The organism is Frankia sp. ACN1ag, from assembly GCF_001414035.1.
Classification (GTDB): domain Bacteria; phylum Actinomycetota; class Actinomycetes; order Frankiales; family Frankiaceae; genus Frankia; species Frankia torreyi.
The window spans coordinates 12,392-36,666 of sequence record NZ_LJPA01000025.1 but is presented as its reverse complement, the minus strand read 5'-3'; the positions used below and the strand labels follow the sequence as shown (position 1 = coordinate 36,666).

Genomic DNA, 24,275 nt, shown 5'->3' with positions numbered 1-24,275 from the left:
CGGCCCCGCTGCCATCGTTACGCCCGTGGCCGCGCCACCAGGGCTCGGCGCCGTCACACGCCCGGCAGTCCCGGCTACGCGGCCACCCCCGCGTCGTCCCCCGCGGGTGAGATCCGTGCCGCCGGCGTCAGTCGTCGCCGGCCGGCGACGGCGCCCCACCGAAGGTCATGTCGACCAGGGTGAGGTAGAGCCGGTCCGGTCGCGGCAGGAACTGGATCTTGGATAGTGCCTGGTCCTGACCAGCGGACTCGACCACGAACTCGCCGTAACCGAGCAGCCGGCCTAGCGGATCCCGGTTGTAGGTCAGATCGGTGATCTTGGACAGTGGCATCGTCTGGACCTTGCGGAAGAAGATCCCCGACACCTTCAGCAGCCGCTTGTCGGTGATCATCAGATGATCGAACTGCCAGTCGGCGACCTTCCAGAGCATCCGCAAGATCATAAAGAGCGCGAAGTACCACAACAGTGTGGTGATGAAGCCCGCGTCGACGTCCTGCGCGGCGAACAGGATGTTCGCCACCAGGGCGAGCAGCACCGCACCCAGGGTCTGGAGGAAGACGGGGAGCAGGACGGCCCAGTGCAGCCGCACCATCATCACCAGGCGTTCCTGCGACGCCAGGTACTTGGTGTCGCGCTGGGCCGGATCCGGGAGCTGAAGTCTCACCACGTCCGCAGTGTCCCAGACATCAGGGCCGCCTGGGCGGGCATTACAGAGCGGTGTCGGTGACGAACGTGGACACCCCGTCGGCCCATGACTGCAACCATCCGAACACGCGGTCGATGATGCTGGCCGCACTGTTCGGTGCGGTCACCACGAAGAAGATAACGAACGCGATCGCGCCATACTTGATGATCTTGTCCACGGCGGGCCTCCGGGCCGATTNGGAAGGGTGCGCACAAAGTATCGTCGCTGCGATCGGCCGAGGTCCCCGAATCGCGCCGATACGCTCAACCTCGTGGTCGGTGAGTGGTATGACGCTTCGGATACGGTCCGTCGGGTCTCGGAACGCCCGAAGGCTACACCGCAGCCGCGGCCCCCGTTCGCCCGGGACCGGGCGCGGGTGCTGCACTCCAGCGCGCTGCGCCGGCTGGCGGGAAAGACGCAGGTCGTAGGCCCGCTCGACGACGATTTCCCGCGTACTCGGCTCACCCACTCGCTCGAGACCGCCCAGGTGGGGCGGGAACTCGCGGCGGAGCTGGGAGCCGATGCGGACCTCGTCGATGCGGCGTGCCTCGCACACGACCTCGGACATCCCCCTTTCGGGCACAACGGTGAGCTGGCGCTGGACGAGGCGGCGGCGGCCTGCGGCGGGTTCGAGGGCAATGCGCAGAGCCTGCGGGAGCTGACGAGACTGGAGGTCAAGATCGTTGATGACGAGGGGCGCAGTGCGGGGCTGAACCTGACGCGCGCGAGCCTGGACGCCGCGACCAAGTACCCGTGGGCGCGCCAGGACGCCCCGCCGGAGCACGCCGGCAAGTTCGGCGCGTACGACGACGACCTGCCCGTGCTGGAGTGGGTGCGCGCGGGCGCCCCGCCGGGGCGGCGGTGCTTCGAGACCCAGATCATGGACTGGGCCGACGATGTCGCCTACTCGGTCCACGATCTCGAGGACGGGGTCGTCGGCGGCCACATCGAGCTCGCCGCGCTCGACGATCCGGGGCACCGCGAGGAGCTGGCGGTCGCCACCGCGCAGCGCTATCCGGGCGCCTCGGCGGCGGCGGTGTCGGCGGCTCTGGACACGCTGCGTGCCCAACCCTGGTGGATCCGTTCGGAGATCACGTCGGCCCGCGGTCAGGCGGCGCTGCGGGCGATGACGAGCGAGCTGATCGCGCGGTTCTCCCGGGCGGCGGTGCGGGCCACGCGGGAACGCCATCCCGAGGGTCCGCTGTGGCGCTACGGCGCGGACCTGGCGGTGGATTCCGCCACGGTGGCGGAATGCGCCGCCCTCAAGGGGGTCACCGCGTGGTACGTCATGGAGCGGCCGGGCGCGCGGACCCGGCAGGCCCGGCAGCGGGAGGTCGTCGCCGAACTCGTGGAGCTGTTGCTGCGCGGTGCGCCGCGATCACTGGACCCGTCGTTGCGCGCCCGTTTCGAGGCGGCCCCGGACGACGCCGCCCGGCTGCGGGTGGTCGTCGACCAGGTGGCCCGGCTGACCGACGCGAGCGCCGAGCGGCGCCACGCCGCGCTGCGCGGGCAGCCGGTGCACCGTGTGCTCTGAGCGGCCCGATCGCCGGTCGGCGCCCGCCCGCGGCGGCTGCGGGTGGCGCCGTGTCGGCCGGCGCGCGGCGCGGGGCGGTGCGGGGTCCCCCACGCGGGTGATCATCGCACCCCCGGCGGAGGGAACGAACCCGTCCCCACCCGGGGTAGGGGCGTCTCCCCCGTCGGAGGGAGGGTTGCCGCGGCCGGCCGCGAGTCCGCTCTTCCGGCCCGGGATGCAGGTGGCGGCCATTGTCCTCAACATTCCCGTGGCATGATCGGTACTGTCGTGCTTACGACACGTACCATCGCACCGGTAGGACCGATGTGAGCGGCGTCGCGGCCGCCTTCACCGCCGACATCGGCCGGGGGCACGGCGACGGTGCCGTGATGATCGGCTACGCGGGAACGGGATGGCGCACTACTGGCGGGCGTTCTGCCCCGGGCGAGGTACCTCTCGCCCGACACGGACGAGGGGAGGGACGGGTGGCCGGACGAATCCGTGACGCCGACGTCGCCCTGGTCCGGGAGCGCTCGCCGATCGCGGACGTCGTCTCCGAACACGTCCAGTTGCGCCCGGCGGGGCGCAACGAGCTGGTCGGGCTGTGCCCGTTCCACGAGGAGAAGTCACCCTCCTTCTACGTCAACGTGGCCACCGGCCTGTTCCACTGCTTCGGCTGCCAGCAGGGCGGCGACGTCTACTCCTTCGTCCGCGAGATCGACGGGCTGAGTTTCCGGGAGGCCGCCGAGCGGCTGGCCCGGCGCGCCGGGGTCACGCTGACCTTCGAGGGCGGTGGCACCACCGACCGGACCGTGTCCAGCCAGCGCCAGCGGTTGCTGGAGGCGCACCGGATCGCGGCCGAGTTCTACGCCGAGCAGCTCGGCGGTCACCCCTCGGCCCGCGCCGGCTGGGACTTCCTCACCGCCCGGGGCTTCGATCTCACAGCGGCGCAGCGCTTCGGCGTCGGCTACGCCNCGACCGGCTGGGACACGCTCACCCGCCACCTGCTGTCGCGCCGCTTCACCGGCGAGGAGCTCGTGCTCGGGGGGCTGTCCAAACAGGGAGCCCGCGGGGGCCTGATCGATCGGTTCCACCACCGGCTCATGTGGCCGATCCGCGACCTCGCCGGTGAGGTGGTCGGCTTCGGCGGGCGCCGCCTCGCCGAGGACGGTTCGCCGAACGCCGGTCCGAAGTACCTCAACACGCCCGAGACACCGCTGTTCAAGAAGGCGAGCCTGCTCTACGGGGCGGAGCTGGCCCGCCGCGACATCGCCCGGCGATACCAGGTCGTGGTGGTCGAAGGCTACACCGACGTGATGGCCTGTCACCTCGCCGGGGTCACCACGGCTGTGGCGACCTGTGGCACCGCCTTCGGCCCGGAACACGTCGGGGTCGTGCGCCGGCTGCTCATGGACTCCGACGAGCGCCGCGGCGAGGTGATCTTCACCTTCGACGGTGACGCCGCCGGTCAGAAGGCGGCCCTGCGGGCGTTCGAGCACGAGGAGCGCTTTGCCACCCAGACGTTCGTCGCGGTGGAACCCGCCGGGCTCGACCCATGCGAGCTGTGGATGCGCGGCGGTGACGCCGCCGTGCGCGAGCTGGTCGCCCGCCGCGTCCCGCTGGTGGAGTTCGCGATCCGCGGGGTGCTCGCCCGCTACGACCTCGATACCACCGAGGGACGCCTCGCCGCCCTGGACGCCGCGGCCCCGCTGATCAACCGGATCAAGGACGCCGGTCTGCGCCACCGCCACGCGGTGAACCTGGACCGCTGGCTGGGCTTCCTCGACGAGCGGTTCGTGGCGCGCCGGGTCGCCGAGCACCGGGAGCAGCAGACGGGCGGCCGGTCCGCCGCCGTCGCGTCGGCGGTGGGCCGCCGGGAGCCCGCCGCGACCGACCCGGTCGTCATCGTGGAGCGTGAGGCGCTCAAACTCGCGGTCCAGTTTCCGGGACTTGCAGGGCCGATGTTCGACACGCTGGCCCCGGAGATGTTCACTGTTCCCGCGCACCGTGCCGTCCGTGAGCTCATCGCGGGTCTCGGTGGGGTGGACGGGGGGCTGGCGAGGACCGGCGACGTCGCCGCGTGGGCGACGGAGCTGTCCGCGGCGGCGACGGAGGAGGGGCTGCGACGTTTCGTCACCGCCCTCGCCGTGGAAAGGGTGCTCTGCGACCACGATGTGGATGATCGTTATGTCGACGAACAGATGTCACGCGTACAGGAGTTGCATGTGACACGTCGGATCACCGACCTGAAGTCGCGAGTGCAGCGGCTTAACCCGGTGGCCGACNCCGAGGCCTTCAACCGTGCCTACGGTGAGCTGATCGCTTTGGAACAGCACAAGCATCAACTCCGGGAGCGGGGCGTAGGTGCCGCGTAACCTGGGTCGATCCCGAGAAGGAAGTGACGAGATTCCGCCCATGAGTCCTACCGTCCTACCCCGCGAAGCCCAGGTGGACGAGGTCAAGGACCTCATCACCCGGGGCAAGGAGATCGGTTTCCTCACCACCGAGGACGTCACGGTCGCCATCCAGGCTGCGGAGCTGCCCCCGGAGCAGGCCGAGACGGTGCTGCAGGTGCTCAACGACGAGGGCATCGAGGTACTCGAGGCGGGGGGNGAGAACCCCGACGAGGCCGATCTGCTCGCCCGCCGGCGCCGCGAGGAGGAGGAGCTCGCGCTCAAGGCGCCGACCTCCGACCCGGTGCGCATGTACCTCAAGGAGATCGGCAAGGTCCCGCTGCTCACCGCCGAGGAGGAGGTCGACCTCGCCAAGCGGATCGAGGCCGGGCTGTTCGCCTCCGAGAAGCTCGCGGTGGCGACGAAGAAGACCTCCCCGCAGATGCGGCGGGATCTCGAGGCCATCGAGCGCGACGGGCAGATCGCCAAGCGCAAGCTGGTCGAGGCGAACCTGCGCCTCGTCGTCTCGATCGCCAAGCGCTATGTCGGTCGCGGCATGCTGTTCCTGGACCTCATCCAGGAGGGCAACCTCGGCCTGATCCGCGCGGTCGAGAAGTTCGACTACACCAAGGGCTACAAGTTCTCGACCTACGCCACCTGGTGGATCCGGCAGGCGATCACCCGTGCCATCGCCGACCAGGCGCGCACGATCCGCATCCCGGTACACATGGTCGAGACCATCAACAAGCTGATCCGCATCCAGCGGCAGCTCCTTCAGGACCTCGGCCGCGAGCCGAGCCCGGAGGAGATCGCCAAGGAGATGGACCTCACCCCGGACAAGGTCCGGGAGATTCTCAAGGTCTCCCAGGAGCCGGTCTCGCTGGAGACGCCCATCGGTGAGGAGGAGGACTCCCACCTCGGCGACTTCATCGAGGACTGCGACGCCGTCGTCCCGGTCGACGCGGCGAGCTTCATTCTCCTGCAGGAGCAGCTCGACTCGGTCCTACACACCCTCTCCGACCGGGAGAAGAAGGTCATCCAGCTCCGCTTCGGGCTCACCGACGGCCATCCCCGCACGCTGGAGGAGGTCGGGCGCGAGTTCGGCGTCACCCGCGAGCGCATCCGGCAGATCGAGTCCAAGACGCTGTCGAAGCTTCNCCACCCGTCGCGTTCGCAGAAGCTGCGCGACTACCTGGAGTAGAAGCGCCTGAGTGGTCACTCGGGTCGTTGACCATGAGTGGCGACAATATTACTCTTGGCTAGTGTCGGTGTCCTGATCCTCGGTGGCTGCTGTCCATCGACGCTCGTCGGCCCGGTGCGCGGCGGCACACTCGGTGCCGTCTGTCCGGCCGAGAGGATGGCGAGCATGGCTGCCAGGGGATCCGCCGTCGCATGCCGGCTACGCCCGCTGGCGGGATTCGCCGTGGCGACAGCCGGTGCGCAGAACTTCCTCGGCGCTCGATGGGTGCCTGCGCTGCTGGCCGTGACTCCGGCTGGGCGGCGCCCGGCGGTCGCGCTGCGCCTGCTGGCCTGGAGCCCGCACTACTTCCAGCCCGGCGAGCATGACCGTCACGCGGTGGCCGAGCGCATCCGGCACACCCGGCAGGTGCTTGCCGACGAGGTGCTCGGCCGTTACCTGCATGCGGACGACGATGTCCTCGACGTCGGCTGCGGCCCCGGCTACCTGGCCGCGGCCGTGGCGCCGCGGGTCCACTCGGTGACCGCGGTCGACGTCTCCCGTGGCGCGCTCGCCTGCGCGCGGGTGTTGAACCCGGCCCCTAACCTGGACTACCTCACCGTCGACGAGTTCATCCGCGGTGGCCGTGACGTCGACGTCGTCTACTCCGTCGCGGTCGTGCAGCACCTCACCGACGAGGTGTTCGCGCACGCACTGCGTGGCTGGCACGCCGCGCTGCGCCCCGGCGGCCGGCTGCTCGCGCACGTGGTCGTCGACGACCCCCGCTGGCAGACCGAGGCGCAGTGGCGCGCCGAGCGCGAGCTGGCGGGCCGGCTGAAGCGCCGGTTCGCGCTGAACTGCTTCGGCCGCAGCGCCGACCAGGTGCGCCGACTCGTGACGGCGGCCGGATTCGGCGAGCTGGATCTCGTGGCGGTGGCCTCGTTCGTCGATGTCGACGACGACGTCGCCGGTCAGCATCTGCTGGTCGCCCGGCGCCTTGACGTGGCCGCGGCGTCCGTGGCGACGCCGTCGCGCGGGCTCACGGTGCCGGTCCAGGCGACGCCCGTCGAGCCGTTCGATCTGGAGCCGTTCGATCTGGAGCCCATCGGTCCGGCGCCGGCGAACACCGACCCGACCCGTTGAGCGACCCGACCCGACCCGCTGAGCGAGCTGCGTCTGCTGAGCGGCCTGGATCCGCCGCGGCGGACGCGGTCGCGCCCGATCACCCGGAGCTCGGGCAGCCGGCGGTCCCGCAGGTAGAAATCGGACTCGTGCAGCAGGCGTTTCGCGCCGCCGATGCGGGTGTCGGCGCAGTCGGCCATGATCTTCGTCATGCTCCCGAGTGCGAGGGTGCGCCGGCGCGGGTCCTGCCGTGCGGGGCGTCCGCCGGCTGGTGGGGAAGCTCGGCCCCGCCGAGGTCGGCGGGGGGACGCCCGGTCAGGGCGGTGAACACGAGCCGGACGTAGTCGTCCGGCCGGGTGGCTGCCGCCGCCCATTCGGCGGCGCGCCGCCCGATGCGGGCGAGGCGCGCCCGGTCGGCGAGCATGGCGCGCAGCACGTCGGCGAGGGCCTCGGCGGACTCGTCGACGGGCGTGGAGCCGGTGACACCGTCCTGGTAGGCGTCGTGGCTGCCGCCGGAGGCCGGGCCGACCACGGCGCACCCGGCGAGCTGGGNCTCCAACAGCACGATGCCGTAGCCCTCGCCGCTGGCCGCCGGCCCGCGCGGTCGGGTGCGGGTGCACAGGGCGAACAGGTCGGCGGTGGCGTAGAACCGGGCGAGGTCCTCGTCAGTCGGAGACTCGTACAGCTCGGTGTCGGGATCCGCGGACACCAGCTCGTGCAGCGCGCCCGGAGCCGGGCCCTGGCCGGCCAGCACCAGCCGGACCGGGCCCAGGGTCTGCCGGACGGAGCGTACCGCCTCCATCAGCACCGCAGCGCCCTTGCCCGCCCAGTCCGCGAGCCGGAACACGCTGAGCATGGTGGGGACCGGAGGTAGCGGCCGTCGCCGGCTCGCCTCGGCGAGCAGCATCGCCCGCCAGGCCGGGGAGATGCCGGGCGGCAGGATGGGGGCAAGGCCCACGGTGGACAGCGCCCCCGCGCTGTAGGAACTGATCGTGACCGGGTGCAGCAGGGGGTCGACCCGCAGGATCGCCCGGTCGGTGGCGCGCATGCCCCAGATGTCGGTGCCGTAGAACAGGACCGGGCCGAAACGGGCCCGGGTCAACCGCAGGGCGGCGGCGGCGACCGGGATGAGGTTGGCATGGCCGGCGACGACGCTGTCCGCGGGGCCGAAGCGCCGGGCCTGGTCGAGCGCTCGCAGGGTGAAACGGGCGCGGGCGGCGGCGGTCAGCTCGACCCCCGGTCCCAGCATGTCGATCCGTAGCAGGTCCGCCCCGCCGGCCCGCAGCGTCTCCTCGACGGTGGTGAGGTAACGCTCGATGCCGCCGCCGAGCCCGCGCGAGACGGTCAGCAGCAGCACGCGCGTGGGCTGGTCGGGTGCGGGTGCGGGTGCGGGGGAGAGGGCAGGAAATCGGCGAGGAAGCGGCACGGAAGGTGATGCTAATCTCTCGCCAGGTGTTCGATCCGCGTTGAGTGCCGTGTCATCGGCACCTTGGGGATTGATCCACATACTTGCAGTGGCCTTCGCGCGAGGCGGGAAGGGTGTCGGGGGACCCGCTCGGGCGCGCGGCGACCGGCGTGGGGAGGGTGCTCGCGGCCGGTCCGACGCACGTATGCCCGATTCCAGCGGAGGCTCCTTTGCGGCCGACACGGGGCCGACGGTGGTCCCGGCGCGAGGTCGACGATTATGCGTCACGATGGCATTACTCTATGTAAACATCGGGCCTTGTCTCTGAGGTCGAGGACGCGTGCCGTGCCGGCGCGAAGGGAGTCGTACATGGAACTCGATCTGCGGTATCGCAATGGCGGCAATTCCGACCTGCTCGATCTGATCGACATCCGACCGGGGCGGGCGCTCGACTGCGGCTGCGGGGCGGGGGACAACGCCCGGCTGCTGCGGGCCCGGGGCTGGCGCGTCACCGGTGTGACGATCGACCCCTCGGAGCGGGCGGCCGCGGGCGTGGAGTGCGAACAGGTTGAACTTGCCGATCTCAACGACGGGCTGTCCTTCGCGCCGGACGGCAGCTACCAGCTCGTCCTGCTCTCCCACATCCTGGAACACCTGGCCGAGCCCGCGCCGCTGCTGGCCGAGGCCCGCCGGGTCGTCGATCCGGCCGGGCGCATCCTGGTGGCGCTGCCNNNNGTGCNGCACNNNNGGCAGCGCGCGCAGTTTCTGCTCGGGCGCTTCGAGTACACCGAAACCGGGCTCATGGACGCCACCCACCTGCGCTTCTACACGGTGGACTCGGCGCGGCGTCTGCTGGCGGACAACGGCTTGCGCCTCGTCGCCCACGCGACGACCGGCGGCCTGCCGTGGTGGCGCAGCCGCGAGGTGCTGCCGCGCGGGCTGACGCGCGGTGCCGACCACCGTGTTCTCGCCCGGTGGCCGAACATGTTCGCGTGGCAGGCACTGTTCCTCGCCACCCCCGCCCCCGCTCCCGCCGCCGGCGTCGAGCTCGGCACGCCCGAAAGCGCACCCGTGGTCGTGCCGGCGCAGAGTCCGGGGTCGTCCCGGCCGCCGGCGGTCATCGGGCGGGTCGGCGCCGAGGCCGGGGCCGGCCCACGGACACCGTCCCGGCGGCCGTGAGAGCGGGACCGGCAAGCCACGTCTGCCACCGGCGACCTGCAGTCGGTCGGCGCAGCGGGGCCGACCGTCCGGGGTGCGCGACGGTCGGGTGGCGCGGGGGACGTACGGTCCGGGGCTATCGCCGTGCCGTCCAGTGGGCCACGCGCGGCTCGTCGGCCCTCGGGTCGCCGGGGGGCGGCAGGGGGCCGAGGCCGTCGATCAGGCCGTGGCGGACCAGCGCTGTCGTCTCGAGTCCCCGCCCGCGCGCCACGTCCAGCACCACACTGCGGGGTAGGACAACGGCCGCGGTGACGGCGGCGACCAGCGTCGTGCGCAGCCGCCAGCCGCGGATGCGGGTGAACCACAGCCGGTTGCGCACGATGTAGTAGGCGTTGCCGCGGTGGGGGATCATGGTGCTGCCGGTATGCCAGGCCCGGTGCGGGCTGAGCACGACGCTCCACCCGGCCTCCCGGACCCGGTAGCAGAAGTCGACGTCCTCGAAGCCGAGGAAGTACCGGCCGTCGAACGGGACCCGTCGCAGGCATTCGGCCTTGATGAACATCACCGCGCCGGTGACCCAGTCCGCCTCGCAGGGCCGGTCGTCGGGGGGGCGCCGGGCCCGTGGTGCGACGAGGACCGGACTCAGCCGCGCCGAGCCGGACTGCAGGCCGTCCCCGTTGATGAGGGTGGGGGCGACGACCCCGATGTTGGTGCCGGTCAGCAGGTCCAGACACGCCCGGATCGTCGCCTCGTCGATCCGGATGTCGTTGTTGACCAGCAGGTAGGCGCCCGCCGCCGGATAGTCCCGGACGGCGAGCTGGAAACCGCCGCCGAAGCCGAGGTTGCGCGGCGGCAGGATCCACGCCACGGAGGTCGCCAGCTCCGCCGGCCGGGTCGAACCGTCGTTGGCCACGATGGTGACCTGGGCGATCGACGGGCTTGCGTCCAGGCGTTCCGCGAGTTCGACCGTGGGCTGGTGCGGGCCCCAGTGGACGATGACCGCCACGGTCTTCATCGGGCCCCCTGCCTCGGTCGAGCGGAGCGTGAGTCCTGGCGGCCGCGCGACGATGCCACCGACTGGATGCAGAGAGTAGCATAATCGTGTCACGGTGTAATGCAAGGTGGAGGTGTAGGCCCGCTGCGGCGGAGGTGTGGCGCCCGATCGATCTCCCGAATAGATTGCTAGAAGTAGTTGAACGATGCCTTAGGGTGATGGCGTGGCTGGAGCATCCTCGGTCCCGGCGGCCGAAGACGAGCAGGGAACCGCGTCGAGCGGTCCGGCGACGGGCGGGATACCCGGACCCGGTCGGCCGGCCGTTCCGGCGGCCGACGCGCCCACGGTGCTCGTCGAGGACCCGGCGTCCGGCGGCGAGAGCGCTCCCGCCGCCGGGTGGCGGCGGATGCTCGCCGGCCGGCTGGCCCGTGGGTTCGGCGAGCTACTGATCACTGCCGGGATCGTCGTCGCGTTGTTCCTCGCCTACCAGCTGTGGGTCACCGACCTGTTCGCCGGGCGGACCCAGGATCGCCTGCACCACCAGCTCGACCAGGCCTGGCGACGGCCACCGGCACCGCGGGCGCCCGCCGGCGATCGGGTGCGGCCGGCTCCGCCGCCGCCGGTCGATCTCGGCGACGGTCTGGCGATCCTGCGGGTGCCGCGATTCGGTCGGGACTATTCTCCGGTCGTCGTGGAGGGGGTCGCCGCCGCCGACCTGCGGCGCGGACCAGGCCATATTCCGGGTACGGCCATGCCCGGTCAGCTCGGCAACTTCGTCGTTTCGGGGCATCGGACGACGTATGGAAAACCGTTTAGTCGTCTCGATGAATTGAAGGTTGGCGATCCCCTTGTCGTCGAGGTCCGGGACCGTTACTACACCTACCGGGTCACCGGCTCCGAGGTCGTGACGCCGAACCGGGTGGATGTCACCTATCCGGTCCCCAAGCGACCGGGAGTGGCGCCAGCCAAGGACCTGATCACCCTGACCACCTGTCATCCGAAGTTCTCGGCGAGCCATCGACTGATCGTGTACGGCGAGCTGGTCGACACCACCGTGAAGTCCGCCGGGGTGCCCCCGGCGCTCAGGGGAGAGTGAGCGATGTACGCGTGGTTCTACCGTCACCTGCCCGGTCCGCCCCGGCTCCGGTTGACCCTGGCAGTCATTGCGGTGCTTGTCATCGTGGCCTTGCTGATGTTCGTGGTCTTCCCTGCGGTGGAGACGGTGTTGCCGAACGGTCGAGTCACACTGGGTGACTGATGGGCGTCGACTCGACGGCGGCGGGCCGCCGGCCCCCGCTCGTCCGTCGCCGGACCAGCGGATTAGTCGAAATGGCGACGGCCTGGTCCCATCGGGTAACGGAGTGGAATTCGGCAACGCCTTCCCGGGCATTAGGACCCGATGGTCGCGGGAGCGGGCCGGGGGCACCGGACGGCTGAGCCGATGCCACCGGAAAGTCGGGCATCGGATACCCTGCGAACTGGGCGGCGTTACGCTCGGATAGCGCGGAGATCGGCGTGGGCGTGGGGCCGGATGGGCCGGTGGAGGTGGCGGCGAGTGGGTCAGCCACAGCCGGTCCGGAGAGCGGCGCAAGGGCATTGCGGGATCGGCTTCGGGGGAATTCAATGAAATGGCCGGATCGGATACGGCGTGGTTCGGTGCTCCGCCTCGGCGGCGTGGCGTGGAGACCGGGCGGTCGCGGATCGTCACGCCGCCCGCCCGGCCGGGGCGGCCGCGGCGTCGCCCGCCCGGCGGTGGCCGTCCTCGCCGTGCTGATCGTGCTGGCGCTCGTGGTCGGATTCGTGCGCCCGCCGGCCTTATCCGGCGCCGGGGGTCGCGTCGGCGCGGCCGCGATCTCCCTCGCCGCGTTCGCCGCAGTCCTCGTCCCCGCGGTCCTCGTCCCCGCGGTGCGGTCCGGCAGGGGACGCGCCCGCGGCGGCACCGGAGGGGGCTACTGGCGGGGGCGGCGGCGCTGGGCCGGAGACGAGCTGACCGGGCTCGCCGACCGCCGGCACTTCCTCGACGCGGTCGGCCGCAGCCTGGGCGGCGGCCACCGGGCGCGCGCCGTGACGCCGGTCGCGGTCCTGCTCCTCGACCTCGACCGGATGCGCGACGTCAACGGTGCCCTCGGCCACGAGCAGGGCGACCGGCTGATCGTCACCGTGGGCCGGCGGCTGCTCGCTGCCCTGCCCGGCTCGACCCCGCTCGCGCGGGTCGACGGCGACGCCTTCGCGGTGCTGCTGCGCGGCGGCGGGGTCGAGAGCGCCGAGCGGCTCGCGGCCGTCCTGCGGGAGGCGCTCGAACTGCCGGTCCTGCTCGCCGGCACCCCGGTCCGGCCCGACGCGAGCATCGGGATCGCCTGCTCCCCCGAGCATGGCCGGACGGCGCTGGAGCTGTTCCGCCACGCCGAGGAGGCGATGCACGCCGCGAAGCGGTCCCGGTGCGGGCAGGCGGTCTACATCCGGGCGCATCCCCCGATCAACCGGGCGCGCCTGCTGCTGCGGGCCGAGGTTCGCCAGGCGCTGGACCGCGGCCAGCTCGAACTGAGCTACCAGCCGAAGGCCGACCTGCGCAGCGGCCGGATCAGCGGGGTCGAGGCGCTCGTGCGCTGGCGCCATCCGGTCGACGGGGTGCGGCCGCCCGACGTGTTCCTTGCCGAGCTCGACCGGGCGGGGCTGATGCCGAAACTCACCATGCACGTCCTCGACCAGGCGCTGGCCGCCTGCGCGGGCTGGCACGCCGGGGGGGCACCGCTGACGGTCTCGGTCAACGTGCCGGCGTCGGTCATCGTCGACCGCGCCTTCGTCGGCGTGGTCCGCGCGGCGCTCGGCCGCCACCGGCTCCCGCCGTCGGCGCTGGTCGTCGAGGTCACCGAGGACAGCCTCATCGAGGCCCGGGAGGCGGCCCGCCGCACGCTGGCGGGTCTGCGCAGCCTGGGCGTGCGGGTCAGCCTGGACGACTACGGCACCGGCTTCTGCTCGCTGACCTACCTGCGCGAACTGCCGGCGGACGAGGTGAAGCTGGACCGTACGTTCCTGCGTGATCTCGACCGTGACCCCGCGGCGGTCGAGATCGTGCGCTCNACGGTCTCGCTCGCCCATGCGCTGCGGCTGCGCATCGTCGCCGAGGGGGTGGAGACCCAACGGTCCTGGCAGGCACTGGCCGACTGGCAGTGCGACGAGGTGCAGGGCTTCTTCGTCGCCGGGCCGATGACGGGCGACCGGGTCGTCGGGTGGCTGCGTGAGTGGGCCGCCCGGCTCGCCGTCCCCGCCGACGCCGGGACGTCGGCGGGCGCCGCCCTGGTCGGCGCCGGCAGGGTGCCGGGGGGTGCCGCTGTGGCCATCCCGGCGCTGTCGGCACCGCCGTCGGCCGGCGCGGGCACGCCGCGGCCGGGCCAGTGGCCGGCCGGCCTGCGCGGCACCCCGGCGCCCGCCACGGCCTGGCGGGCGACCGGCTACCGGATGCAGACCGACCTCGCGGCCTCCTGAGTTCAGGAACCCGACCCCTGCCGGGTCGCCGCCGCGTCCAGCCGCAGCGTCAGCTCGGCGACCGCCCTGATCTCCCGCGCGTCGTCGCCCGGCGCCCCCGCGACGAGCCGCTCGCAGATCCCGCGATACATCGCCGGGTAGCTGTCGAGCCGGTTGACCCGGCGACGGCGCAGGATCCGGGAGCCGGCCTCGGCGGTGTAGCGGGCGCCGTCGACGATGGTCGCCGTCACCCCGTTGGCGCGCAGCTCGGTGTGCTCGCGCAGGCCGTAGCGGCTGCCGCCGGCGCTGGTCAGCACGAGTGCGAGGATCGCGTCGTTCACGAGCTCGACGTACACGGTGAAGGTGCCTGTGCGGGCGGAGGTGACCGTGGCACGGCGCACCGGCGCGAAGTCGTTGAGCCACAGGAAGTGGTCGATCCAGTGGCAGCCGTTGCTCACCAGCCGGGTGCGCGAGGCCGGCCAGCGGTACCAGTGCCGAGCGGGCAGCGGCTCCTCGTACACCACCGCGCTGTAGACCATCGGCTCGCGGGCCTCGCCGAGGCGGAGATCCTCACGTAGCCAGGCGTTGATCGGCGAGTGGCGGCGCTGGAAGCAGGTGAACAGGCGCCCGCCGCCGTCGATGAGCTTCGCCAGCTCCTCGAGGTCCTCCTCGGTGGTGACCACGGGTTTCTCGACGACGGCCGCCGAGCCGCGGCGCAGCGCCGCGCGGGCCAGCGGTGCGTGGGTGTGGTGGTAGCCGGCGATCAGCAGGACGTCCGCCTGGTCGTCGTCGGCCGGCAGCGGCGAGGTGTCCCACGACCACCGGTCGGTGCGCCGGACGCCGATCTGCACGGGATCGAGCTCGTGCACCCGGATGAGGTCGAGGTGCTCGCCGATGTGCGGGACGATCTGGGTCTTGGCGTAGTGGCCGAGCCCGAACAGGGCCGCGGTGGGCCGGCCGGCACCGGGCGCCGGGCGCCGCCGCGTGCTGGACGCGATCGGGCTGGCGCCGGTGAGCAGCCGGTCGTCCGGCCTGGCCCCGCGCCACTCGACCGCGAGCCACGCCACGAGTCGGTCGACGGCCGCCGGGTCCAGCGCGATCCCCGCCATCGGCGACCAGCCGACCAGCGCGTCGTCGACCGCCGGCGGCGGGCTCGCCGGTCGGGCCCGGTGGACGATCGTGGCCCGGCCCGGCCGGGCACCGGGCCCGGCCGGCCGGGGGACGCCTGCCGGGTGGACCGGGCGGATCAGGTCGCGGTGCAGGACGACTCGCTCCATGCACGCCGGGTGACAGGGCGCGACGAAGGCCACGGGCGAGCCGGCCGCCGGGACGCCCGCCGAGGGCTCCTCCGCCGGGGGCTCGCCCGCCGGGGACGGGCCCGGTTCGACCGTGCCCAGCCCGACCCCCACGTACCGCCGGTTGCGGTCGCGTTCCCGCAGCCGGCTGGCGGTCTTGCGGGCCACCGCCCGAGCCCCGAACTCGCGGGTGTAGGCGGCCAACGCCCGGGAGCCGCCCGACCGCACGAAGAACTGGTCGTCCACCGGGACCAGGGTGATCCAGACGGACGGGCGGATGCGTGCCTGCCCGGCCGTCGGGGTCTCGTCGAGGAAGCCGTCGGCCCAGCGCTGCGCGATGAGAACCCTCATCCCGTCGCCGTCGCCGTCGCCCATCCGNCCGGCTGGGCGTGGCAGGCGCCAGCGAGCAACGCCAGTGGACCCGACAGCGCCTCGTCGATCATCCGGGCGCAGGTCTCGAACTCGTCCCGACCGCCCTCGAGCGGATCGGCCAGGTCGTCGATCGACGCCGGCACGATGCGGCCCGAGGCACGGACCCGCCAGGCGGCCGCGGTCAGGTACTCCCCGGCCAGCCGCGGCTCACCCGGTGGGAGGTCCGCGGGGCGCACCCCGGAGGTCAACCGGCCGAACTCGCGCACGGTGAAGGTCCGGCGCAGGGCGCGCGGCGCGAGGGCGACCACCGCCGAGCGGTGCCGCCGGGTCGCGCACAGGACCAGGTCACTGGCGCCGATCAGCTCCGCGGTCAGCGGCCGGGCGCGGAACGCCCCGGGGTCCACATCCCGCGCGCGCAGCAGCGCCGCGGCATGGGGGTGCATCGGCGCGGCCGGCTCCGCGCACACCCCGGCGCTGTGGAACACGGGCGCCGCGCCGGGCGTCGCGCGGAACCGGACTGCGGCGAGGTGCTCGGCCAGCGGCGAGCGGCAGAGATTGCCAGTGCAGACCATCAGCACCGTCCATGGCCGACGCTGCTCGCCCGCCCCANCCGCTCCGCCAGCCTCACCGGGTCCGATCGGCCGGGTGGCGGGGCGGGGCCAGCCGGTGGTGCTCATGCCGGACGGGGCGCGTTGCCCCGGCGCCAGTACACGCCCGTCCAGTCGACCTGGATGATCGGCTCGGACACGCCGTGGGCGGCCCGGTAGTCCTCCACGGCCGCCCGGCAACCGGGAACCGCCCCGTAGTCGTCGATGATGCAGTAGCCGCCGGGGGACAGCTTCGGATACAGCGCGCCGAGCGCGTCGATGGTGCTCTCGTACATGTCACCGTCCAGGCGCAGCACCGCCAGGCGTTCGATCGGCGCGCCGGGCAGCGTGTCGCGGAACCATCCCGGCAGGAAGCGGACCTGGTCGTCGAGCAGGCCGTAGCGGCGGAAGTTCTCCCGTACCTGGTCGATGGAGACGGCGAGGGCGGAGTGCTCGTGGTGGCGGTCGCCGGTGTCGGCCGCGTAGCGCGGGTCGGGCACCGGCAACCCGGCGAACGAGTCGGCGACCCAGACCGTGCGGTCGTCGACCCCGTAGGCCGCCAGCACCCCGCGCATCAGGATGCAGGCCCCGCCCCGCCACACCCCGGTCTCGATGAGGTCGCCGGGGACGCCGTCGCGGATCACCTGCTCGGTGCACTCCTGAAGGTTGCGCATGCGCTCGTCGCCGGTCATCGTGTGCGCGAGTCTCGGCCAGTCCCGCCCGTCGCCGCGGGCATCGGGTGAGGATCTCTTCACGATCTCCACTCCCTGACGCTCGGCGGCCAGGGCCAGGATGCGCCGGGCGCCGCCGCGCGCCTCCCACACGCTGCCGTCCCCGCCGTCCCACAGGGAGCAGGTCAGGGTGGACCGGAGGAGATCGAGGTACCGCGACGTGGTGTCGGGCAGGTCGTCGCGGGTGACGGTCGGCGTCGTGGTCATCGTCGCTCCTGGATGGGGATGGATCGCCGGTGAGGTCGGTGACGGGGGCGGTGGTGGTGCGGGGCGCGAAGCGCGGGGATCGCGGGGTGCGGGCGGCCCGCGAGATCGGTCGGGACGGTGCGGTCGGGACGGGTCACCGCGGCCGCGCCGAGCGGCGCACGGTGGCGACCGCCCGGTGGAACCCATCGATCGAGGCGTCGAGGTCGATGTCCGGCACCGCCTTCTCCGACTCCAACGCCATCGCGGCAAGCAGGTCGGGCCGGCGGCGCAGCTCGTCGAGGATGCCGGCGAGCGCGCCGACATCGCCGACGGGGTGGATCCGGGCGTTGCGGCCGGGGCGCACGTCGTCGGTCGGGCCGATCGACCCGACCCGGTCGCTGACCACCACCGGCAGGCCGCACAGCACCGCGTCCTTCACGGCCAGCGGATGCGGATCACGCTGTGCCGGATGCAGGTACAGGTCGCTGGCGGCGTACAGGCGGGGCAGTCGTTCCTGGTCGGCGAAGCCCACCACGCGCAGCGCGCCGTCGAGGCCGGCAGCCGCCGCGTCGAGGGCGGGCCGCAGCACCCCGTCGCCCGCCATGATCACGACGAGCTCCCGGGTGTCGGGCCTGCGTGGGGCGCGGGCGACGATCCGCAGGGCGTCGGCGATGTCCAGCGGGCGTTTCCGGGAGATCATCTTGCCGACGCACAGGGCGACCACCGCGTCCGGGGCGATCCCGAGTTCGGCGCGGACGGCGGCGCGGTGGGTGGCCCGATCGGTCACCGCCTTGTGTAGTGCGGCCTGCTCGGTGGGGTAGGGCGTACGGAACATCCGCTCCCGCGGGACGCCGTAGTGGGCGAGATAGTCCTCGTTGTTGTCGCCGACGGTGAGGAACGCGTCCACCCGGCCGAGCAGCGGCGGCAGGGCGAGCCGCTTGGCGGCGCGCACGCGGGCCGCGCGGTGGCCGAGCAGCTCGCTGTCGCCCATCATCAGGGCGCCGACGCCGCGCCGGCGGGCCCAGGCGAGGGCCGCGAGCGAGCCGACGTGGCGGTAGCCGTGGACCAGCACGCAGTCGGGCCGCAGCCGGTCGAGCGCCGTCCATACCCGGCCCGCTGCCCGGGTGCTGGCCACCGGCTGGCGCCACTCCGGTCGCAGCGGCAGGTCGGCGACGAACTCGTGCCGGTAACCCGCGGTGATGTCCGGCCGCCAGCGCACCTCGGCTCCGAAGCCCCGGTCGAAGTAGCGGTCGAGGCCGGCGCGGGACAGGAACAGCACCCGCAGGTCCACCGGTCCCTCGCCGACGGCCCGGTACAGCGGCGCGAAGTGCTGGATCGGATGGGGCACGACGGCGGTGACGGCCGTCGGCCGGGAGGTGGACGTCATGGGCATGCTGCGCCTCCTCGGGGCCGCCGCTCCGAGCGGCCGGCCGGCTGTCGGGCTGTCGGGCTGTCGGCTGTCGGGCTGCCGGGAGCGCCAGTCTTCACGATGCGTGTTCGTTAATCAACACACTGTAGATATGTGTTGTGGAACCGGTCCCTCGTCCGGTCCGAACGGGCGGTCATCGCGGCCGGGATCGGCGGGTCATCCAAGTCGACCGTGACATGCTGTGCTATGAGTCATACTCTTCGTGAGCGGCCTGACCCGGCCCGATCGCCCGGCCGGGTGCGCCGAGGTCGGCTCCGCCAGAGAAGCTGGGGAAGCTGTGATGTCCATGCGTGTCGTCGTCGCCGGGGGAGCGGGCTTCCTCGGTAGTCATCTCTGCGAGCGACTCCTGGCCGGCGGGGCCGAGGTGATCTGCGTCGACAACTTCCTCACCGGCCGGCCGGAGAACATCGACCCGCTGCGGGCGCTGGACGCCTTCCGGATGCTGCGCCGCGACGTCACCGGGTCCGTCGACGTCGCCGGGCCGGTCGACGCGGTGGTGCATCTGGCCTCCCCGGCCTCGCCGGTGGACTACCGGGCGCTGCCGCTGGAGACGCTCGCGGTGGGCGCCTGGGGCACCCGCCGGCTGCTGGAGCTCGCGCGGCGCAAGGGGGCCCGGTTCGTGCTGGCGTCCACCTCCGAGGTGTATGGCGACCCGCAGGTGCACCCGCAGCCCGAGGGGTACTGGGGTCACGTCAACCCGGTCGGCCCGCGCAGCATGTACGACGAGGCCAAGCGCTTCGCCGAGGCACTGACCACCGCGCACCGCGCCACCCACGGCACTCGCACCGGCATCGTGCGGATCTTCAACACGTACGGCCCCCGGATGCGTGCGGATGACGGCCGGGCGGTGCCGACCTTCATCACCCAGGCCCTGCGCGGCCAGCCGGTGACCGTGGCCGGCGACGGCTCGCAGACCCGCTCGTTGTGCTACGTCGACGACCTCGTGGACGGTCTGGTCCGGATGCTCGACGCCGAGCATCCGGGGCCGCTGAACCTCGGCAACCCGAGCGAGCTGTCGATGCTGGAACTCGCCCGGCTGGTGGTGCGGCTGTGCGGCGAGGAGGTGTCGATCGTGTTCGTCCCGCGGCCCCAGGACGATCCCAGTGTGCGTCGGCCGGACGTCACCCTGGCCGGGGAGGCGCTCGACTGGCGACCCAGGGTGGACCTGGTGGACGGGCTGAGCCGGACCGTCGACTGGTTCCGCAACCGGGCGGCCGGGCCGCCGGCGGCGCTTGTACCCCGGCAGAGCGGGGCGCCGCGTTCCCGGGCGGGTGGCGGCTGAGCGGGGGTTTCCGACCGGGCGGCGACAGGTTGCCACACTCTTGGTAATCGATCTGATACAAAGAGTGAGTGACCTCTGTTGTCTCCGGGACTGCCGCAACCACCGGTCCGTGCGCGACCGGGGCGCCGCGCGCCCCGCTGCGCTGGCGCGCGGCCGGGCGGCTGGCCGCGGCGCTGCCGGACATCCGCGGGCGCGACCGGGTCACCGGCTGGGTGCGTGGCACCCCCCGCTTCACCGGACCGTTGCGCGGCCGACTGACCAACGGAATGGTCTTCGAGCTGCCGGACTGCCGCGACGGGTCCGTCCGCGACCTGGTCGAGCTGTGCTACCGACCGCCGGCGCTGGCCGGCGTCTTCGACACCGTTCTGCGTCCGGGTGACTGCTGCTACGACGTCGGCGCCAACATCGGCGTCTACACGCTGTGGGCGGCGGGCGCGGTCGGGCCGACCGGTCAGGTGCACGCCTTCGAACCGGTGCCCGAGCCACGCGCGGTTCTCACCGCCCTGGCCGCCCGCAACGGGCTGACCCAGGTTCGCCCGACCGCCGCGGCAGTGGGCTCCACCGCCGGGACCGTCAGGCTGCGCCTGCATCCCGGTGCTTCGGGACTGACCCACCAGGTCCCCCCGGGCAGCGTGGTCTCCCCGGCAGACGCGGCCGTGCTGACGGTGCCGGCGACGACGCTCGACCGGCATGCCGCCCGCCATCGTCGTCCCGACCTGATCAAGATCGACGTGGAGGGGTTCGAGCTCGACGTGCTCCTCGGCGCCACCGAGCTGCTGCGCGCACACCGCCCCGCGGTGCTGCTGGAGATGCTGCCGAGTCATCTGACCCGCCGGGGTGACCAGGCGCGGGGCAAGCTGATCGACGTCCTCGCCAGGGCCGGCTACCGCCTGTTCAACCTGACCCGCCGAGGGCTCGCCGACGAGGGGGAGTTCACCGCGAACGTGCTCGCGCTGCATCCCGGCTGGGCCCGCTTCGACCCGGTCGTCGCGGCTCTGCACCGCACGCCGTTCCCCCGCAACCAGACGACGTGAACCCGTGACGGCACGCCGCCCGGACAGGCAGGCAGGGGCTCTGGCGGGACGGCACCGGTCCGTGGAGCGTGACCGTGGATACCTCGCCGGGGTGCGGGCCAGCGCCGCGACGAGTCTCACCGTCACCGTCGTCGGGGCGGGGATGAGCGTCCTGCTGGCCCGACTGCTCGGACCGGCCGGCCGCGGAGCCTACGCGGTGGTGACGTCCTATGCGTTGGCCGCGGCGGCGGTGGGCGAATGCGGACTGACCGCGGCGATCTGCTTCTTCGTCGCCCGCGACCCGCGGCGGGCCCCCGACGTCGTGCGTACCGGCGGGGCGCTGCTGCTGGCTCTCGGTGCGGTCGTGGGTGTCAGCGGGTTCTTCGCCGCGTCGCTGGTCCTGCCGCACGATCATGCGGCGGCCACGGCCTTCCGTGTCGTCTTCGCGGCCCAGCCGATCATCTTTGTCTCGGCCTGCTGGGTCTTCGCGCTGCAGGCGACCCGGTTGGCGATGTGGAACCTGACCCGGGCCGTCCAGCCACTGCTCCACCTCGCCGGCATCGGGGTGCTGGCAGCGACGGTCGGGCTCACCCTCGGCGCCACGGTGGCGTGCCTGCTCGTGTCGATCACCGTCCAGGCGGCGCTCGCCGCACTGCTGTGGCGTCTCGACGTCCCCGATCGCGGCCGGATCCGCCGGCGGGAGGCCCACCGACTACTGCGCTACGGCGCCGGGGTGTTCCTCTCGACGTTGCCCTACCTGCTCAGCACCAAGCTCGACATCCTCCTCCTCGCCCTGCTCGTCGAACCCGCGAAGGTCGGCTACTACGCCGTCGCGGTGTCGATGAGCCTGGTCAGCCAGCCGATCTGCGTCGCCTTCGGCAACGTCGCCATGCCTCGGCTGGCCCGCCAGGGCGGCGCAGCCGACGCGGATCGGACGCCCACCAGTTCCCGGCGGACCGCGATGATTGCCGTCGGGGCGAGCCTGGCCTGCGGGATCGTCGTCATCGGGGCGATGAGTGCGCTGGCCCCGCTGGTCGTCCCGCTGGTCCTCGGCGCGCGGTACGCGCCGAGCGTCCACCTGCTGTGGCTGCTCGCGCCCGGCGCGGCCCTGCTCGGCTGCAACCGGGTCACCGACGACGTGCTGCGCGGCCTCGACCGGGCGCTCACCGTTGCGCGCTGCGAGGGGGTGGGCAGCGTGCTCACCGTCGTGGGTCTCGCGGTGCTGGTGCCGGTCCTCGGGATCGAGGGTGCGGCGATCGCGTCGTCCGTCGCCTACACGGCGTCGTTCCTGCTGCTGTTCCGTGCGGTGCTGCGTGCGGTCGACGTGTCGGCCCGCACGGTACCGGCGCGGGCATATGGGCTGCTCGTGGCACGGGCGGCGGGCATGCGCCGACCGATGCCGCTCGGTGGCGGAAGGTGAGATGAAGGTGACCGAACACGTTGGACGCGACGCGGCGTCATCGATGGATGCGCGGTCCGCGGGTACACCGTCCGCGGGTACACCGTCCGCGGGCGCGCTGCGGGTCGGGGTTGTCGGCCCGGTGGGGCTCGACGACTTCGCCGACAACATCGTCGACTGCCTGCCCGATCTGGGGGTGCACGCCGTGGCGCTGGGTCCGGCGGTGCCGCTGCCGCGGGGCCGCTGGTTGGCCGGCGCGGCGCTGGCGGCGCGCACCGTGTCGGACCGGCCGGACCACCTCCACCAGCGACGTCTGATCGACCGGGTTGAGCGGGAGAACCTCGACGTGGTGCTCTCGGCGGACGCCCGGCTGCTGCCCTCGACGGTGCGGACGTTGCGCCGGCGGGGGGTCCGCGTGGGCCTGTGGTTCCCGGACGCGGTGGTGAACCTGGGGCGCCAGTACCTCCTGATGGGGGACTACGACGCGCTGTTCCTCAGCGACCCGCTGCTGACCCGCCGGTTGTCGGACGTGCTCGACCTGCCCGCCTGGTACCTGCCCGAGGCCTGCAATCCGGCGCGCCACCGGCCGCCCTCGGCGGTGGACGACGAGGCGCACGCGGTGTTCGTCGGCAACACCTACGGAGTGCGGGTCCGGCTCGTCCACCAGCTCCTCGACGCCGGGATCGCCGTGCGGCTGTACGGTCCGCCGCCGCCGCGCTGGTTGCGCGACCCGCGGGTGCTGGCCTGCCACACCGGCCGCTTCGTCACCGGAACCGCGAAGGCCGCCGTCTTCCGCGGTGCCCTCGCCGTGATCAACGCGCTGCACCCGGCCGAGATGGAAAGCGTGAACTGCCGCCTGTTCGAGGCGACCGCCTGCGGCGCGACAGTCGTCTGCGAGCGGCGCGCGGCGCTGCCCGAGCTGTTCACCGAGGAGCGGGAGATCCTCGGCTTCACCGACTTCGCCGAGCTGATGGCGCACCTGAAACGCTGCGCCGCCGACCGGGCCGGCGTTCGGGCGCTGGGCGACGCCGCCCGCGCCCGCAGCCACCGCGACCACACCTACCAGCAGCGGCTCGACACCCTGCTGAGCGTGCTGCTGTGACCGTCCCACGCCGCGGGCGCCCGGGTCCCGCCGACCGGACCGGCGCGGCCGACCGGCCCAGCCGCGCGGGGCTGCTCCTGCGGGCCAAGATCTCGACGGCTGGGCTGCTGACGAGCCCGGCCGCGGGGGCGGTCGTGGGCGCCGCCACCCGTAACCGGATCCGCAACCACGGCGTCCGCTTCGACGTCACCGATCCGGTGTTCACTCCGCGGCAGCGGGCGGCATTGTTCTGGCGGCTCTACGAAACCGCCGAGATCAGGATGATCCACCGTTACGTGGGCCCGGCGGGGACAGTCGTCGAACTCGGCGCGAGCCTCGGCGTCACCGGCGCGCACATCGCCAGCCGGCTGGCTCCCGGCTCCCGTCTTGTCTGCGTCGAGGCCAACCCCGACCTCGCCGCCGGCCTGCGGCGACGGCTGGAGCCACACACCGCCCACCTCACGCTCGACGTCGCCGCATTGGCGATCAGTGAACGGCCCGGCCCGGTGCTGTTCGACATCGCCGCCACCACCCTCGGCTCGCGGCTGCGCGACACGACTCCCGCCGCCCCCACCACCGCCCCCACCACCGCCAGCGCCCCCACCACCGCCAGCGACAACGCCGCCGGTCCGGGCGCCGTGGCCGTGCCGGGGGTGACGCTTCGCCACCTGCTGGCCGACCGTCGGATCGACGCCTTCGACCTCATCAGCGACATCGAGGGGGCCGAGGCGTCGTTCCTGCTGGGTGATCCCGGTGCGCTCGACGGCTGCCGTCTCGCCGTGATCGAGCTGCACGACACGGTCTTCGCTGGCCGCCGCGTCACCACCGACGAGCTGCTTGCCGCCGCCTGCGGGCTCGGCTTCCGTGTCCTGCATCGCCACGGCGTCGTCGCCGCCCTCACCCGCGACCCCACCTGAGCCACCCCCGCTACGGACACGCCGTCGCCAGTCGCGGTCGTCGGGCTCGCGTTGACCGCCATCACTGCCCG

Annotated in this window: 17 protein-coding genes and 9 pseudogenes; 18 read left to right on the top strand and 8 right to left on the bottom strand. The window is 72.9% G+C overall.

The window, feature by feature from the left end; translation table 11 throughout:
- Positions 1-127: 127 nt before the first annotated feature.
- A complete protein-coding gene (locus tag UK82_RS21110) occupies positions 128-667 on the bottom strand; it encodes a PH domain-containing protein (protein WP_009739724.1) in 540 nt (179 codons plus the stop codon).
- 289 nt (positions 668-956) lie between these two features.
- Between UK82_RS21110 and UK82_RS21105 the strand changes: the two genes are divergently transcribed.
- The 7 genes and pseudogenes from UK82_RS21105 (at position 957) to UK82_RS21090 (ending at position 6,911) form a co-directional block, all read left to right on the top strand.
- Positions 957-2,219, top strand: coding sequence for a deoxyguanosinetriphosphate triphosphohydrolase (locus UK82_RS21105; protein WP_044883009.1), 1,263 nt, complete (start codon positions 957-959; stop codon positions 2,217-2,219).
- A gap of 464 nt (positions 2,220-2,683) precedes the next feature.
- Positions 2,684-3,172: pseudogene (locus UK82_RS39155) on the top strand (CHC2 zinc finger domain-containing protein); the annotation flags it as partial.
- A gap of 1 nt (position 3,173) precedes the next feature.
- Positions 3,174-4,483, top strand: a pseudogene (locus UK82_RS21100) (toprim domain-containing protein); the annotation flags it as partial.
- Between the two features lie 130 nt (positions 4,484-4,613).
- Positions 4,614-4,810: pseudogene (locus tag UK82_RS39150) on the top strand (RNA polymerase sigma factor region1.1 domain-containing protein); the annotation flags it as partial.
- A 1-nt stretch (position 4,811) separates the two neighbouring features.
- A pseudogene (rpoD, locus tag UK82_RS21095) lies at positions 4,812-5,748 on the top strand (RNA polymerase sigma factor RpoD); the annotation flags it as partial.
- Position 5,749: 1 nt separating this feature from the next.
- Positions 5,750-5,792, top strand: a pseudogene (locus UK82_RS41615) (hypothetical protein); the annotation flags it as partial.
- Positions 5,793-5,957: 165 nt separating this feature from the next.
- Entirely contained in the window at positions 5,958-6,911 is a 954-nt protein-coding gene (locus tag UK82_RS21090) for a bifunctional 2-polyprenyl-6-hydroxyphenol methylase/3-demethylubiquinol 3-O-methyltransferase UbiG (RefSeq protein WP_044883070.1), read from the top strand.
- Between the two features lie 187 nt (positions 6,912-7,098).
- Here the strand turns inward: UK82_RS21090 and UK82_RS39145 are convergent.
- A pseudogene (locus UK82_RS39145) lies at positions 7,099-7,442 on the bottom strand (glycosyl transferase family 1); the annotation flags it as partial.
- A 1-nt stretch (position 7,443) separates the two neighbouring features.
- Positions 7,444-8,316 (bottom strand): glycosyltransferase (locus UK82_RS21085; protein WP_236706240.1); only part of this gene is annotated, 873 nt, incomplete at its 3' end.
- Between the two features lie 258 nt (positions 8,317-8,574).
- Between UK82_RS21085 and UK82_RS39140 the strand changes: the two are divergent.
- Positions 8,575-9,026, top strand: a pseudogene (locus UK82_RS39140) (class I SAM-dependent methyltransferase); the annotation flags it as partial.
- A gap of 17 nt (positions 9,027-9,043) precedes the next feature.
- A pseudogene (locus tag UK82_RS39135) lies at positions 9,044-9,474 on the top strand (class I SAM-dependent methyltransferase); the annotation flags it as partial.
- Between the two features lie 115 nt (positions 9,475-9,589).
- On the opposite strand, the gene UK82_RS21075 reads toward UK82_RS39135, so the two are convergent.
- Positions 9,590-10,468: a glycosyl transferase gene (locus UK82_RS21075; protein ID WP_055408882.1), complete on the bottom strand. Its 879-nt coding sequence runs from the start codon at positions 10,466-10,468 to the stop codon at positions 9,590-9,592.
- Between the two features lie 202 nt (positions 10,469-10,670).
- Between UK82_RS21075 and UK82_RS21070 the strand changes: the two genes are divergently transcribed.
- The 4 genes and pseudogenes from UK82_RS21070 to UK82_RS39130 all read left to right on the top strand — a co-directional run.
- On the top strand, positions 10,671-11,543 hold the full coding sequence (locus tag UK82_RS21070) for a class E sortase (RefSeq protein WP_095212091.1): 873 nt from the start codon (positions 10,671-10,673) through the stop codon (positions 11,541-11,543).
- A 3-nt stretch (positions 11,544-11,546) separates the two neighbouring features.
- Complete coding sequence (locus UK82_RS34120; RefSeq protein ID WP_173667331.1) at positions 11,547-11,705, top strand: hypothetical protein; 159 nt, start codon at positions 11,547-11,549, stop codon at positions 11,703-11,705.
- 365 nt (positions 11,706-12,070) lie between these two features.
- Positions 12,071-13,527, top strand: a pseudogene (locus UK82_RS21065) (putative bifunctional diguanylate cyclase/phosphodiesterase); the annotation flags it as partial.
- Position 13,528: 1 nt separating this feature from the next.
- The coding region (locus UK82_RS39130) for an EAL domain-containing protein (RefSeq protein ID WP_236706239.1) at positions 13,529-13,933 on the top strand (405 nt) is incomplete at its 5' end.
- 2 nt (positions 13,934-13,935) lie between these two features.
- Here UK82_RS39130 and UK82_RS21060 read toward each other — a convergent pair.
- From UK82_RS21060 to UK82_RS21045, 4 genes are all read right to left on the bottom strand, one after another.
- Positions 13,936-15,021, bottom strand: coding sequence for a Gfo/Idh/MocA family protein (locus tag UK82_RS21060; protein ID WP_236706251.1), 1,086 nt, complete (start codon positions 15,019-15,021; stop codon positions 13,936-13,938).
- Positions 15,022-15,586: 565 nt separating this feature from the next.
- Positions 15,587-16,151, bottom strand: a 565-nt coding sequence (locus UK82_RS21055; protein ID WP_236706238.1) for a protein-tyrosine-phosphatase, incomplete at its 3' end; no start/stop codon positions are given.
- A gap of 101 nt (positions 16,152-16,252) precedes the next feature.
- Entirely contained in the window at positions 16,253-17,104 is an 852-nt protein-coding gene (locus UK82_RS21050) for a TylF/MycF family methyltransferase (protein ID WP_044883015.1), read from the bottom strand.
- Between the two features lie 133 nt (positions 17,105-17,237).
- Entirely contained in the window at positions 17,238-18,476 is a 1,239-nt protein-coding gene (locus UK82_RS21045) for a glycosyltransferase family 4 protein (RefSeq protein ID WP_236706237.1), read from the bottom strand.
- Positions 18,477-18,798: 322 nt separating this feature from the next.
- On the opposite strand from UK82_RS21045, the gene UK82_RS21040 reads away from it, so the two are divergent.
- The 5 genes from UK82_RS21040 to UK82_RS21020 all read left to right on the top strand — a co-directional run bounded on the left by UK82_RS21040 (position 18,799) and on the right by UK82_RS21020 (position 24,204).
- Positions 18,799-19,794, top strand: coding sequence for a UDP-glucuronic acid decarboxylase family protein (locus UK82_RS21040; protein WP_044883074.1), 996 nt, complete (start codon positions 18,799-18,801; stop codon positions 19,792-19,794).
- Positions 19,795-19,862: 68 nt separating this feature from the next.
- Positions 19,863-20,828 carry an FkbM family methyltransferase gene (locus tag UK82_RS21035; protein WP_082121570.1) on the top strand — a complete coding sequence of 322 codons (966 nt, stop codon included), beginning with the start codon at positions 19,863-19,865 and terminating at the stop codon, positions 20,826-20,828.
- A 61-nt stretch (positions 20,829-20,889) separates the two neighbouring features.
- Positions 20,890-22,227, top strand: coding sequence for an oligosaccharide flippase family protein (locus UK82_RS21030; RefSeq protein WP_236706236.1), 1,338 nt, complete (start codon positions 20,890-20,892; stop codon positions 22,225-22,227).
- Between the two features lie 7 nt (positions 22,228-22,234).
- On the top strand, positions 22,235-23,308 hold the full coding sequence (locus tag UK82_RS21025; RefSeq protein WP_055408939.1) for a glycosyltransferase: 1,074 nt from the start codon (positions 22,235-22,237) through the stop codon (positions 23,306-23,308).
- Positions 23,305-24,204: an FkbM family methyltransferase gene (locus UK82_RS21020; RefSeq protein WP_083507290.1), complete on the top strand. Its 900-nt coding sequence runs from the start codon at positions 23,305-23,307 to the stop codon at positions 24,202-24,204. The genes UK82_RS21025 and UK82_RS21020 overlap by 4 nt, the downstream gene beginning before the upstream one ends.
- The last annotated feature ends 71 nt before the right edge of the window (positions 24,205-24,275 follow it).